The sequence below is a fragment of the Vreelandella venusta genome (assembly GCF_044809155.1).
GTDB lineage: Bacteria > Pseudomonadota > Gammaproteobacteria > Pseudomonadales > Halomonadaceae > Vreelandella > Vreelandella venusta_B.
Window position 1 is genome coordinate 1,559,282 of record NZ_CP085241.1, and the last position, 12,815, is coordinate 1,572,096.

The 12,815-nt window shown below is 54.7% G+C and carries 13 protein-coding genes; 6 read left to right on the top strand and 7 right to left on the bottom strand.

The window, feature by feature from the left end; genetic code table 11:
* Window positions 1–15: 15 nt before the first annotated feature.
* Together LG301_RS07375 and LG301_RS07380 are read left to right on the top strand one after the other, a co-directional pair.
* Entirely contained in the window at window positions 16–831 is an 816-nt protein-coding gene (locus LG301_RS07375; protein ID WP_404474721.1) for an amidohydrolase, read from the top strand.
* Window positions 831–1,535, top strand: coding sequence for a pseudouridine synthase (locus tag LG301_RS07380; RefSeq protein WP_263068972.1), 705 nt, complete (start codon window positions 831–833; stop codon window positions 1,533–1,535). Before LG301_RS07375 ends, LG301_RS07380 begins: the two co-directional genes overlap by 1 nt.
* Window positions 1,536–1,674: 139 nt before the next feature.
* Here LG301_RS07380 and LG301_RS07385 read toward each other — a convergent pair whose 3' ends face one another.
* The 6 genes from LG301_RS07385 to gloB all read right to left on the bottom strand — a co-directional run bounded on the left by LG301_RS07385 (window position 1,675) and on the right by gloB (window position 9,457).
* Window positions 1,675–3,267 (bottom strand): ABC transporter ATP-binding protein, encoded by a 1,593-nt coding sequence (locus LG301_RS07385; protein WP_404474723.1) that lies wholly within the window; start codon window positions 3,265–3,267, stop codon window positions 1,675–1,677.
* Window positions 3,260–4,333, bottom strand: coding sequence for an ABC transporter permease (locus LG301_RS07390; protein WP_404474725.1), 1,074 nt, complete (start codon window positions 4,331–4,333; stop codon window positions 3,260–3,262). The genes LG301_RS07385 and LG301_RS07390 overlap by 8 nt, the downstream gene beginning before the upstream one ends.
* A 1-nt stretch (window position 4,334) precedes the next feature.
* Entirely contained in the window at window positions 4,335–5,408 is a 1,074-nt protein-coding gene (locus tag LG301_RS07395) for a microcin C ABC transporter permease YejB (protein ID WP_404474727.1), read from the bottom strand.
* 77 nt (window positions 5,409–5,485) lie between these two features.
* Window positions 5,486–7,360 (bottom strand): extracellular solute-binding protein, encoded by a 1,875-nt coding sequence (locus LG301_RS07400; RefSeq protein WP_404474729.1) that lies wholly within the window; start codon window positions 7,358–7,360, stop codon window positions 5,486–5,488.
* A gap of 73 nt (window positions 7,361–7,433) precedes the next feature.
* The gene (locus LG301_RS07405) at window positions 7,434–8,660 is read right to left on the bottom strand and encodes a transglycosylase SLT domain-containing protein (RefSeq protein ID WP_404474730.1); all 1,227 of its coding nucleotides are present in this window, start codon (window positions 8,658–8,660) and stop codon (window positions 7,434–7,436) included.
* 29 nt (window positions 8,661–8,689) lie between these two features.
* On the bottom strand, window positions 8,690–9,457 hold the full coding sequence (gene gloB, locus LG301_RS07410) for a hydroxyacylglutathione hydrolase (RefSeq protein WP_404474732.1): 768 nt from the start codon (window positions 9,455–9,457) through the stop codon (window positions 8,690–8,692).
* A 162-nt stretch (window positions 9,458–9,619) separates the two neighbouring features.
* Here gloB and LG301_RS07415 point away from each other — a divergent pair, with 162 nt between their 5' ends.
* From LG301_RS07415 to nudC, 4 genes are read left to right on the top strand one after another with little or no spacing between them, the layout of a single operon-like run.
* Window positions 9,620–10,420 carry a class I SAM-dependent methyltransferase gene (locus LG301_RS07415; protein ID WP_404474734.1) on the top strand — a complete coding sequence of 267 codons (801 nt, stop codon included), beginning with the start codon at window positions 9,620–9,622 and terminating at the stop codon, window positions 10,418–10,420.
* Window positions 10,413–10,898, top strand: coding sequence for a ribonuclease HI (gene rnhA, locus LG301_RS07420; RefSeq protein WP_404474736.1), 486 nt, complete (start codon window positions 10,413–10,415; stop codon window positions 10,896–10,898). The genes LG301_RS07415 and rnhA overlap by 8 nt, the downstream gene beginning before the upstream one ends.
* The gene (dnaQ, locus tag LG301_RS07425; protein ID WP_404474738.1) at window positions 10,880–11,617 is read left to right on the top strand and encodes a DNA polymerase III subunit epsilon; all 738 of its coding nucleotides are present in this window, start codon (window positions 10,880–10,882) and stop codon (window positions 11,615–11,617) included. The genes rnhA and dnaQ overlap by 19 nt, the downstream gene beginning before the upstream one ends.
* Window positions 11,610–12,383 (top strand): NAD(+) diphosphatase, encoded by a 774-nt coding sequence (gene nudC, locus LG301_RS07430; RefSeq protein ID WP_404474740.1) that lies wholly within the window; start codon window positions 11,610–11,612, stop codon window positions 12,381–12,383. The genes dnaQ and nudC overlap by 8 nt, the downstream gene beginning before the upstream one ends.
* 32 nt (window positions 12,384–12,415) lie before the next feature.
* On the opposite strand, the gene LG301_RS07435 is transcribed toward nudC, so the two are convergent.
* On the bottom strand, window positions 12,416–12,727 hold the full coding sequence (locus LG301_RS07435) for an SCP2 sterol-binding domain-containing protein (protein ID WP_263068957.1): 312 nt from the start codon (window positions 12,725–12,727) through the stop codon (window positions 12,416–12,418).
* Window positions 12,728–12,815 lie beyond the last annotated feature (88 nt).

Here is a 12,815-nt window from a genome sequence, read left to right on the forward strand (position 1 = left end):
CAAAGGAGACGCGGCATGAGTCAATTAAAAACCAGCCTGGTGCAGTGCGACTTACGCTGGGAAGACCCCCAAGCCAACCATACGCATTTAGAGGCATTGCTCGGTGATTTGGATAGTCGCGACACCGATTTAATTGTGCTGCCCGAGATGTTTGCCACGGGCTTTACCATGAACTCCCGAGAAATGGCCCAGCCTATGGAGGAGAGCCAGAGCGTTGCCTGGCTACATGCCCAGGCGAAGGCGAGGGGCTGCGTAATGACCGGAAGCGTGGCGATTTTAGACGATGGCCAGTACTACAACCGTATGGTGTGGGCAACGCCTTCCGGGGAGCTGAGCTACTACGACAAGCGCCACCTGTTTCGCATGGCGGGCGAGCATGAGCGCTACGGGATGGGCAAAGCGCGTCACATAGTCGAGCTGAAGGGCTTTAAGCTACAGCTCAGCGTGTGCTATGACCTGCGCTTCCCCGTCTGGATGCGCCAGCAGCCTGCAGAGGACGAGCATTTCGAGTATGATGCCATCCTGTGCGTGGCTAATTGGCCCGCTCCTCGGCGCCACCCGTGGCGGACGTTGCTGCAAGCGCGCGCGGTAGAAAACCTCGCCTATGTAGTAGGCGTTAACCGCGTAGGTGAAGACGCCAAGGGGCTTGCTTATAGCGGCGACTCCATGCTGGTCGATTTTAAGGGCGAACCGCTCATTGACCACCCCGCCCATACTCCGTTTATTGAAACGGGGACGCTAGATAAAACGGAACTCGATGCCTTTCGTGAAAAATTTCCTGCCTGGCAAGATGCCGACCACTTTTCGTTACTGCCAGGAGTGGGGCAATAATGCGCCTTGATCGTTTTTTAAGTGAAACCACGCCGCTTACTCGCAGTTTGGCCAAACGCGCGCTAAAAAACGGTGAAGTGACGCTCAACGGTGAGCCCATTAAAAAAGCGGCTACCCACATAGATACCGAACACGACGATGTAAGGCTTAACGGCGAGAGACTTGCCCTGGTAGGCCTTCGCTACGTGATGCTGCATAAGCCCTTGGATGTAGAGTGTACCGCACGACGAGGGCTTTACCCGCGAGTGATCGATATTATCGATTTGCCCAAAGTAGAGCGTTTGCAGCCTGTGGGGCGGCTCGATGTCGATACCACTGGCTTGTTACTACTGACGGATGACGGGCAGTGGTCTCATCGAGTTACCTCACCACGCCACCGCTGCGCCAAAGTGTATGTCGCAGAGTTAGCCGAGCCGATGGAAGGCGAGGCTGCCCAGTGGGCAGTGGAGCAAGTCGCACAAGGCATTCTATTGGATGGTGAAGAAACGCCGACGCAACCTGCCACGCTACGGTTTATTTCCCCGCAGCAGGCGGAACTCACCATTACTGAAGGGCGTTATCATCAGGTAAAGCGTATGTTTGTTGCCCTGGGGAACCATGTGAATGCCCTGCATCGCCGCTCGATTGGCGATGTCATGCTGCCCGATGATCTAGCTCCCGGCGAATGGCGTGAGCTTACCGCAGAAGAGGTCGCCAGTTTTTAAGCGATAAGACTCCTGCTGCGCGCCGCCTTGGGCTCCCTGCCGATGGCGGCGTTTTATTGAACGATATTTTATACCGTTATCTGGCTTCCTTGCCAAGCTAGTGGAAATATCGGAATCAGTGCCAAAACATACAAAGCTCTCAGTGAAGGTGTGCAGCTTCGATAAGGGCCTTGGTATAGGCGTGTTGAGGAGCGGCAAGCACCTCTAAACAGTCGCCTTGTTCTACCACTTCACCCTCTTTTAGCACCATGATGCGGTGTGCCATGGCGCGCACAACGGCAAGGTCGTGGCTGATAAACAGGTAGCTGAGCTGGCGGCGTGCCTGCAGCTCTCGCAGCAGCAGCACCAGCTGCTTTTGCACGGTGCGGTCAAGGGCGGACGTGGGTTCATCAAGCACCAGCAGTTCTGGCTCTAAAATAATCGCCCGCGCCACGGCAATGCGCTGGCGCTGCCCGCCAGAAAACTCGTGGGGGTAGCGAGCCGCGCAGCTCTCCGGTAAGCCTACTTCACGCAGGGTGCGGTGCACCCGCTCGGTGACTTCTGCCTCACTCAGCGTCGGGAAGTGAAAGCGCAGCCCTTCACTGACAATATCAAACACCGGCATGCGGGGTGAAAGGGCGCCGTAAGGGTCCTGAAACACCATTTGTAGGCGATGGCGTTGGCGGCGCAGTGCATCTCCCGAGAGCTGGCTGAGCGTTGCATCGCCTAGCTGTACCTCTCCTTGGCTAGCCACCAAACGCATAATCGCCGATGCTAACGTTGTTTTACCGGAACCTGACTCCCCGACAATGCCCAGCGTTTCCCCTGGGGCGATGGTCAAGCTGGTAGCTTTTAACGCCTCAAATGCCGGTGGCTGACGTTGAAACAGACCTGTTTTAGGGCGTTTAAAACTGACCCGCAGCTGCTGAGCCGTCAGTAACGGTGTGGTATTCACTGGCTCAGCGGGGCGGCCTTCGGGCTCAGCGGCGATCAGCGCTTTGGTATATTCGCTTTGTGGATGGCTAAACACCTGAGCAACGCTGCCGGTTTCCTGCACTTTGCCTTGGTACATCACGCAGACACGGTCGGCATGGCGACGGACGAGATTTAAGTCGTGGCTGATCAGCAGCACACCCATGCCATGGTGGTCGCGCAGCTCTTTCAGAAGCGCCAGAATGTCTTGCTGTACCGTCACATCAAGGGCGGTCGTAGGCTCGTCGGCAATCAGTAGCGCGGGGTTATTGGCAATCGCCATGGCGATCATTACCCGCTGGCGCTGCCCGCCAGAGAGCTGATGGGGCCATGCGTCCAATAGCTCTTCGGCACGGGGCAGCTTGACTTGCTCCAACAGCGTCTTTGCTTTGCTGCGAGCGGCCTGGCCGCTAAGGCCTTGGTGAAGTCGCAGGGTTTCGCCAATCTGCTTGCCAATACGATGCAGCGGGTTGAGCGAGGTCATCGGCTCTTGAAAAATAAACCCTACGCGATTGCCCCGGATGCCGTCCCAGTCGCGCTTGCTTAACCGTGTAAGGTCGCTCTCCTCTAGCCAGCGCTGGCCGCGTACTTCCGCATTGCTTGGTAATAGGTCGATAGCCCCTAGCGCGGAAACCGACTTCCCCGAACCCGACTCGCCCACTATGGCCAGCGTTTCGCCGGCGTTCACAGTGAGCGATAGTGCGTCTACGACGACCTTGCCGTCGAAGGCTACCGTTAGCCCATCGAGACGCAGTAGCGGTTTGGCTGTTGGCTCAGACATGGGTCGTTTCCTGGGCAGTGGTAGGGCGTTGCTTAACGTGGCGTGGATCGAAGGCGTCACGTAGGCCTTCACCGATAAAGACCAACAGGGAAAGCATGATGGCGAGTGTCATAAAGGCCGTAATGCCAAGCCACGGCGCATGCAGATTGTTTTTTCCTTGAGCGGCGAGCTCTCCTAAGGAGGGTGCCCCTGGCGGGAGGCCAAAACCCAGGAAGTCTAGTGCGGTTAACGTGCCAATGGCGCCGGTAAAAATAAACGGAATAAAGGTTAGCGTGGCGACCATGGCATTGGGCAGTACGTGGCGCCACATGATGAGCCGTGACGGCAGGCCCATGGCTTTGGCGGCGCGTACATACTCCAGGTTGCGGGCACGTAAAAACTCGGCACGGACAATATCGACCAGTCCCAGCCAGGAAAAAAGCAGCATAATGCCCAGCAGCCACCAAAAGCCTGGCTGCACGAAGCTAGCCAAAATGATCAACAGGAACAGCACCGGCAAGCCTGACCAAATCTCAGTTACACGCTGGCCTATCAGGTCTACCTTGCCGCCAAAGTAGCCCTGTATACCGCCGGCAAAAACGCCGATCACCAACGACCCCGCCGTTAACACTAAAGCAAACGCCACGGAAAGCCTAAAACCGTAGATAACGCGCGCCAGTACATCGCGACCTTGGTCATCGGTACCGAGCCAGTGACGGCTGTCTGGCGGGGCTGGTGAGGGCTGCGTCATCTGCATATCTAAGGTTTGGTAAGAGAACGGGATGATCGGCCAGATGGCCCAGCCGTGATCGCTAATCTGTTGTTGAACGAATGGGTCCAGGTAATCGGTGCGGGTGGGTAAAAAACCGCCAAACTCGGTTTCAGGATAATCGACCAATAACGGTACGTACCACTGGCCGTCGTACTGCATTAAGATGGGCTTGTCGTTGGCGATTAGCTCAGCAAACAGGCTGATAATAAAGAGGACGCTAAATAGCCATAGCGAAATATGTGCACGGCGATTAGCTTTAAAAGCCGCCAGCCGGCGTAGGGTAATCGGTGAAAGGCGTGAGGAGATTGCGCGCATATCAAGACTCCCTCGACGCAAAATCAATACGTGGGTCAACCCACACGTAGGTCAAATCCGAGATCAGCTTAAGTAACAGGCCAATCACGGTGTAAAGAAACAGCGTCCCGAAAATTACCGGGTAGTCGCGCTGCATCACCGCTTCAAAGCCGAGCAGACCCAAGCCATCCAATGAAAAAATCACCTCAATTAACAGCGCACCGGTAAAGAAAATACCGATCATCGCAGAGGGAAGCCCTGCAATAATGATCAACATCGCATTGCGAAAAACATGTCCGTATAAAATGCGCTGCTCATCTGCCCCTTTGGCCCGGGCGGTAAGTACGTACTGCTTATGGATTTCATCTAGAAAGCTGTTTTTGGTCAGCATAGTCAATGTGGCGAAGCTTCCAATAGCCGCGGCAATCACCGGTAGGGTGATATGCCAGAAGTAGTCCTTTACCTTGCCCCAGGCGGATAGCTCCGCAAAATCCGGCGAGGTCAGCCCGCGCAGCGGGAACCAATCTAGGTAGGTGCCGCCTGCAAATAGCACGATCAGCAGGATGGCGAACAAAAAGCCAGGGATTGCATAGCCGACAATCACCAGCCCTGAGGTCCAAACATCGAAGCGAGAGCCGTGGCGCAATGCCTTGCGAATCCCTAAAGGGATGGAAATGATGTAAACCAGCAGCGTGGTCCATAAACCAAGGGAAATCGATACCGGTAGACGTTCAATCATTAGATCGATCACTGGGCGGTCGCGAAAAAAACTGGTGCCGAAATCAAAGCTCAGGTAATCCGCCATCATGCCAAGAAAGCGCTCGTGGGCAGGCTTGTCAAAGCCGAATTGCTGCTCTAGCTGCTCGATAAAACGTGGGTCGATGCCTCGCGCCCCTCGGGAATCGTCACTGACCTGTACGTCCGCACCGCCCATATCAAGCCGTGTGCTGGCCATGGCGTTGGCGCCCTCAAAGCGCGCCAGCATCTGATCAATCGGCCCGCCGGGCGCGGCTTGCACAATCATGAAGTTAAGCAGCATGATGCCGAACAGCGTCGGAATCATCAGTAGCAGTCGGCGTAGGGTATAACGTGCCACAGCGCACTCCACGAAAATTAGGTAAACAAGCTGTTTTTGTGAGCGATTGTCAAGCGCGATACTGAGTGGCAGAAACGCTAGCGGCGACGATTGCGTCGCTGTAACGCTGCTTCACGTTCGGTATCGACCCACCAAGCATCTAAATCCATGGCATAAGCAGGGAAAGGCTCGGGATAGCCGAACTTATCCCACACAGCGATGCGTGATTCGCCTGAATGATAGTGGGGAATGACATAAAAGCCCCAGCGCAGCACGCGGTCAAGGGCGCGGGTAGCATGATCCAGTGATTCGCGGTCATCAGCCCGAATAATCTGTTCTACCAGGGCATCAACGGCAGGGTGGGCCAGTGCCATACGATTACGGCTCTGGGGCGCTTCTGCAGCGGCGCTGGTCCAATAATCACGCTGTTCATTCCCTGGATTGTTAGATTGCGGGAAATGGCTGATCACCATGTCATAGTCATAGCCCCGCACCCGGTTAAGGTACTGGTTAATATCCACAATACGCAGCGATGTTTGAACACCCAAACGCGCCATATTACGCAGCATAGGCTGTACGACGCGCTCCAATCCAGAGTCGTAAAGTAGCACCTCCAGCGTCAGCGGGCGGCCTTCGGCATTCACGAGCACGCCATCCTCAACCCGATAGTCCGCTTCGCGGAGAAGATCTAACGCTAACCTTAGCCGTTCACGAAGCGCGTTAGGGTGATCAATCGGCAGCGGTGCGGTGAACAGTCGGTCTGATTGATGCGACGCCAGCAGCTCTTCACGGTAAGGTTCTAATAGTGCCAGTTCCTCTGCCGAGGGTGTGCCCACTGCTTCCATCTCCGAGTTTTGAAAGAAGCTTTCCGTGCGGGCATAGGTATTGTAGAAAATATTGGTGTTTAACCAGGGAAAGTCGAAAGTTAGGCTCAAAGCTTCGCGCACCCGTGGGTCTTGGAACTTCTCTTGGCGCAGGTTGAATACAAACGCCTGCATCATGGAGGGATTCACATCAGGTACGGTGAGACGTTTAATGAAGCCGTCTCGATAAGCGGGGAAATCGTAGCCGATGGCCCAAGTGGCTGCACGGGCATCAGTACGAAAGTCAGTCAGGCCTGCTTTAAACGCTTCCCAGGCGATATCACGATCTCGGTAGTACTCGTATACCACGCGGTCAATGTTGTAGCGCCCTACGTTGACCGGGAGGTCTTTCCCCCAGTAATTCTCATCGCGCTGGTATACGATGCGCCGACCCGGGTCGACTTCGCTAATTCGATAGGGGCCAGAGCCAGGGTGGGCCGCTAGGGTCGGCGCGGTAAAGTCGCGGGGCTCCCAGTAATGGCGGGGAAGGATCGGCAGCTGAGCGACAATCAGCGGTAACTCCCGGGACTCGGTATCGTTAAATTCGAAACGTACCTGATGATCGTTTAGCGCGATGACCCGCTCGACGTCCGCGTAGTAGCTGGCATAGAAGGGATTGCCCTTTTCGCGGAGTAAATCAAACGAGAACACCACGTCATAGGCCGTCAGCGGTTCGCCATCTTGAAAGCGAGCTTCTTCGCGTAGATCAAACTCAATCCATTGGCGCTCCGGGTCCAAACGTACGCCTTGAGCTAATAACCCATAGAGACTAAAGGGCTCGCCTGGGTTGCTGGCCATGAGGGTGTCGTAGATTTGCGAAATGCCGGTGGCGGGGGTGCCGCGAATGATAAAGGGATTAGTTGAGTCAAAGCTACCGCCCACGGCGGTATGGGTAATAGAGCCGCCTTTAGGCGCTTGGGGGTTCACGTGGGGAAAGTAGGCAAAGTCTTCCGGCAGTTCTGGGCTATCGTAAAGCGATAGCCCATGCACCGTTTCAACGAGGTCGGTGTTGACGCTGTCTGTGACTTCTTCTGAAGCCATTAGCGAACAGCTCAGCAGCAGAGCGCTGATCAGTAACACGAGTTTCTTGAGCATTACGCTGCGTGCCATCAGTTAACTTCCTGTAGTAACTCTGCTTAGCCGTTATGCCGCCCGTATATCATTCTGCCAAGCTTCACTCCTGCTACTGAGCCGACAGTAACAGGCGTTGCCCGGGCTGCAGTGCCTCAGGGCGTTCGATGGCATTCCATCGGATTAAGTCTCGTTGATCAATATTATACTGTGCGGCAATGGTGGAAAGGTTATCGCCACTTTCTACACGATGTACGGAAGGTGTGCTAGTTGAGGCGAGCGCAGTGTTGCCTGACTGCGAAAGCTGAGCTAATACCTGCGTATCCACCTCTTCAGGCACTAAAAGCGTTTGTGCGCTGCGTGGGTCGAGGCTGCCGTTTAGCAGGCCAGGGTTTAGCTCGGCCAGCGCGGACTGGCTCACATCCAACAGTTGAGACGCCTGAGCTAAGCTGACTGGCTGCTCCAACTGCACTTTGGCAAACGCAGGGTCTGGATGGATATCCGGTAGGCTAACACCATATTGATCGGGGTCGTTAATAATCGTCGCAATAGCCTTGAGCTTCGGCACGTACTGCATGGTTTCTTGGGGCAACGAAAGATCCCAATACTGGCCTTCCAGGCCTTGATTCTGCGCTTGACGCTGAGCGCGATTTACCGTGCCAGCACCCGCATTGTAGGCGGCTAACGAGAGCATCAAATCACCCTCATACCACTCGTCTGCCTGCATCTCTAGATAGTCCAGCGCAGCGTTGGTGGAAGTAATTACATCCAGGCGACCATCATAATTCCCGTTACGAACTAGCCCCAGTGCATCACCGGTTCGCGGCATAAACTGCCAAAGGCCTGCAGCGCCCAAATGACTCCGAGCATGCGGGTCAAACGAGCTTTCCACAAAGGGGATGAGGGCAAGTTCGCCAGGTAGCCCGCGATCACTCACCTGCTGGGCAATCCAAGCCAACCATGGTGTGGCGCGTTCGGTGATGGCTGCGATGTTCTGCGGGCTGGAGCGATAGTATTCAATCCACTCATCGACTCTTGCCTGAGCATCGGCGGACAGGTTTTTTTCCTGCCATTGAAAGCTGGATCGTAGCGAGCTCCAGGCATCCTGAGGCTCAAGCGCGAGGGCGTCCCAGAAGTGGTGTTGGAGAGCCGTCGGTTGAAAATGCGTGTTGCTGCTCGAATGATCACCCTCGACAGCCGCACCATTAACAGGGGTATACGTATAGTTTGGGTCAGTGGGAGAAGCTTGTGAGCTTGCCGCCGCGGCCAAAAAAAGGCCCATCATTAATGTGCTTCCAGCGCTTAGTAATAAGCGCTGGCGAATCGTTCGATAAGTCATAGTAGGTTCGTTTCTATTCGATAGCGTTCTTAAAAACGGTTCTTCCACTCTCTTAGAGTGGTGAACGTGGCGAGGTCGTCATCATTTGCTCCCTGAGTGCCTGCCGCTTGGCGCACGCTATCGGTGCCCACGCGTAGGTAGGGATTGATTTTCAGCTCGCGTCCTATCGTGCTGGGTAATGTGGGGCGATCGAGAGACCGTGCTTTTTCACACTCCTGTAAAGCGTAGGTAACGTCTTCATTATTGGGGTCTGCAGCACGCGCAAATTGAAGGTTTGCTTGCGTATACTCATGGGCTGCAAAGACCAGGGTATCCTCAGGGAGTTCCCTGAACTTTGTTAGTGATGTGAGCATTTGCTCCGGCGTACCCTCAAAAAGGCGCCCGCAACCTGCGCAAAACAGGGTGTCACCGCAAAACAGCAGGGCAGGTATACCCGGCGTAAAGTAACTAATATGGTCTAGGGTATGGCCTGGCGTGGCCATGACTTCAAACAGACGGCCCATAACTCTTACTTCATCACCGTCGCCTACCGTCACATCAATGCCTTCGATGGAGGGGTTTGCGGGGCCGATAACACGGGGGGAGTAGCGTTTAATCAATTCACTTAACCCACCGGTATGATCATGATGGTGGTGGGTGATTAAGATGGTGTCTAGTTGTAGCGCATCACTTTCAAGAATCTCAATGACCGGCGCGGCTTCACCGGGATCCACGACGCAAACGCTTTGGCTGGTATCTTGTCTTAATAGCCAAATATAGTTATCGCTAAGGGCGGGAATCGGTGTCACGCTCATCATGGGCGAGATCCTTTGAAATTCGAAATAAGTAATCGGTGAAATAAAGTGGTAGTAGTGACCGTAACTGGATAAGTGGACACTAAAATTCAATATTTAACTGGGCGCGAGTGTACTGGCGCCAACGTCGCTAAAAGTCAGTTACTTTGGAGGGAAGCGCTGTTCATGTCAAATTCGTCGATGGCACCGATGCTCGCTCAGCGGATGGCTCAGAGCCAGGCGTACTGGCAAACAGAGGCGGGCCGAGCTTTGTGGGAAACTCAACGAGCTTGTTTAGGGCCGGTGGTAGAGGGGCGCAAAGGCGGGCATAGCTTAGAGATGAGCATGGGACCTGCGTTAATGACGATGTCAGCCATTCCTCACATGATTCGCTGGGCACCCACTCGCGCCCTTGCTGTATCTTCATCAAGCCTAGTGTGCCCGCCAGGCCAGCTGGCACTGCCAGACCGCTGCATCGACACCATGGTGTTACACCACTGGCTAGAGCATGTCCCTGATGCTCACTATACCCTTCAAGAGGCCGCGCGGGTGACGGCAGATAACGGCGTTTTGGTGCTGTTTGGCTTTAATCCTATGAGCGTTAGTGGGATTACACAGCGCTGGCGTAAGAAACAGGCTCAGTTTCCATGGAACGGGCAATGGCGAAGCGCTAACCGGCTGCGCGACTGGCTGGCGTTTGTCGACTTTGAGGTGGAGCGCGTAGACTATTGCTGTTTTCGTGGCCTAGTGAACGCTAAGTGTGGCGAACCTTGGGAAGCTTGGGGGAGAAGGCACAACCTCCCTCTTGGTGAAGGCTACATGATCCAGGCGCAGCGGCGTCAACGTCACGCCCCCATTCAACGCGTTAAATTTGGCCTACGTGCGCCTGTCTCATCATCAACGCTAGGTGCGACTCGAACCGGCGCTTCGGCGCGCTACCAGTTATCAGAGCAATGTCGTCAAAAAAAGGACAGCGAGCGTGAGTAAGCAAGAAGCCGAGGGGCTGCCTCAGGTTACGGTATATACCGACGGGGCGTGTCGAGGCAATCCTGGTCCAGGTGGCTGGGGGGTAGTGTTAGAAAGCGGCCCCCATCAAAAAACGTTGAAAGGCTATGAAGCCGAGACAACCAACAATCGCATGGAGTTAATGGCGGCGATCATGGCGCTGCGCACCTTGAACAAGCCATGCTGTGTCGCGCTATGGACCGATTCGCAATATGTACGCCAGGGGATTACCCAGTGGATCCATAACTGGATCAAGCGAGGCTGGAAAACAGCGGCTAAGCAGCCTGTCAAAAATGCTGAGCTGTGGAAGACCCTGCACGAAGAAACTCAGCGGCACCAGGTGGCGTGGCACTGGGTAAAAGGGCATAGCGGGCACCCTGGTAACGAGCGTGCCGATGAGCTAGCCAATGAAGCCATCGATGAACATCAGAGGAGCGTGGCATGCGCCAAGTCATCTTAGATACGGAAACCACCGGTATAGATCCCAAAGAGGGTCATCGGTTGGTGGAGATTGGTGCCGTCGAGATGATCAATCGTCGGTTCACTGGGCGTACCTACCATCAGTACATCAATCCTGAGCGCCACATCGACGCAGAAGTGGTCGCGGTACACGGCATTGACGACGCTAAAGTGGCTAACGAACCCGTGTTTGCGGAGATTGCCGATGCGTTTTGGGCGTTCATTGAAGGGGCCGAGCTGGTCATTCACAACGCGCCCTTCGATGTTGGGTTTATCGATCATGAGCTAGGCATGCTCAATAAGCATCGCCAGACATCCCCTATTGGCCCGGTGCGCGACCACTGTCGTATTCTAGATACGCTGGTGATGGCCCGTGAGAAGCATCCAGGCCAGCGCAATAATCTAGATGCCCTGTGCAAACGATACGACATCGATAACGGGCATCGTGTGCTCCACGGCGCTTTATTAGATGCTGAAATTTTAGCCGAAGTGTATTTGGCTATGACCGGCGGCCAAACAGCGCTTGTTCTAGACGCTGACACCTCGTCAAATAAGCAGCAACAGCACCAGGCAAATGAAGGTTTAGCGGTTAAACGCCTTGCACTGACCCCTGGGCAGTTGCGCGTGATTCGCCCTAATGCTGATGAACAGGCGGCACATAAAGCTAAATGCGACGCGCATCAGTTGCGCTGGTTTGAGGAACCCCAAGTCGATGCTTAAGCGTGAAATACCCCACCATGCCCGTGAAGGCCGCGTGATCCGTGTATCTCGCAGCCGTATTGCGCCTGCGCCACTTGCTGGTGAATTAACCCCACTTCAACCTCTGCAGCCCTGGAACGAGCAGATGCAGCCGCTATGCTACTGGCAGGACGAACCCGTTGCGCTGCTGGTTGAAAGCGTGCCGGGAGAGGACTGGATAGATGGTCGGCAGTGGCTTGGGCAGCTGGCCGCGTCATGGTTCAGCTTACTGTCGACTGCTTTGCAAGTGGGGGCTTGGCTTGAAAATCACCGGTTTTGTGGGCGTTGTGGTGAAAAAGCTACCAAGCTTGAGGCAGAGTTCGCTATGCATTGCCACGCCTGTGGGCACCGTAACTACCCGCGCATTTCGCCGTGTATTATCACGCTGGTGACTAGCGGTGAAGCGATGCTGCTAGCGCGTAGCCCGCGCTTTCCTCCTGGGCGCTACTCCACGCTAGCGGGGTTTATTGAGCCTGGCGAATCTGCTGAAGAGGCTGTCCATCGGGAGGTCTTTGAAGAGGTGGGGGTGCATGTGGATCAGCTGCGCTACCACCAGAGTCAAGCGTGGCCATTTCCTCATTCGCTGATGTTTGGTTTTTTCGCAGAGGCAACCACGCGGCGAATACGTATTGATGGCGTAGAAATTAGCGATGCTGCCTGGTTTTCGCCCCGTCAATTGCCTTCGCTGCCGCCGCCTTACTCTATTTCTCGTGAGCTTGTTGAAACGCATCTGGCGCGTTGGCGTTAATCGCTCAACCCGATTAACGCCGACAGTAATCCTTACTCGCTAGGAAATAGCGACGTAAGTTTAGTGGCAAGCATAACGTTACCCGTCGCTTTTAGCTTGCCCGTCATAAACGCTGTCATGCCGTTAACATCGCCGCTCATGATGCCTTTGAGAGTATCGGTGCTCATGTTCAGGCTGACAGAAGGGTCATCATGCTCACCTTCTTGGATATCCAACGTGCCGTCTTGGATATTGAGATAATAGCTTCCCGCATCCGTGAAATGGAATTGAAATACTTCTTCCATTCCCTTGGCGGCTTCAGGGTTAAAGCGGGCTTGCAACTTTTCAAGCGTATTTGATGACATAATAATATTCCTAATGGTTTATGGGTGTATTACGGGTTGCCGCTCAAGATGGCTGGTGAATCAACGCGCTGACACGAGATTATTTCAA

Excerpts from the sequence above, each read along its gene's own strand:
- LG301_RS07375 (WP_404474721.1), top strand. The coding sequence starts at position 16 with ATGAGTCAATTAAAAACCAGCCTGGTGCAGTGCGACTTACGCTGGGAA.
- LG301_RS07380 (WP_263068972.1), top strand. The coding sequence starts at position 831 with ATGCGCCTTGATCGTTTTTTAAGTGAAACCACGCCGCTTACTCGCAGT.
- LG301_RS07385 (WP_404474723.1), bottom strand. The coding sequence starts at position 3,267 with ATGTCTGAGCCAACAGCCAAACCGCTACTGCGTCTCGATGGGCTAACG.
- LG301_RS07390 (WP_404474725.1), bottom strand. The coding sequence starts at position 4,333 with ATGCGCGCAATCTCCTCACGCCTTTCACCGATTACCCTACGCCGGCTG.
- LG301_RS07400 (WP_404474729.1), bottom strand. The coding sequence starts at position 7,360 with ATGGCACGCAGCGTAATGCTCAAGAAACTCGTGTTACTGATCAGCGCT.
- LG301_RS07405 (WP_404474730.1), bottom strand. The coding sequence starts at position 8,660 with ATGACTTATCGAACGATTCGCCAGCGCTTATTACTAAGCGCTGGAAGC.
- gloB (WP_404474732.1), bottom strand. The coding sequence starts at position 9,457 with ATGATGAGCGTGACACCGATTCCCGCCCTTAGCGATAACTATATTTGG.
- LG301_RS07415 (WP_404474734.1), top strand. The coding sequence starts at position 9,620 with ATGTCAAATTCGTCGATGGCACCGATGCTCGCTCAGCGGATGGCTCAG.
- dnaQ (WP_404474738.1), top strand. The coding sequence starts at position 10,880 with ATGCGCCAAGTCATCTTAGATACGGAAACCACCGGTATAGATCCCAAA.
- nudC (WP_404474740.1), top strand. The coding sequence starts at position 11,610 with ATGCTTAAGCGTGAAATACCCCACCATGCCCGTGAAGGCCGCGTGATC.
- LG301_RS07435 (WP_263068957.1), bottom strand. The coding sequence starts at position 12,727 with ATGTCATCAAATACGCTTGAAAAGTTGCAAGCCCGCTTTAACCCTGAA.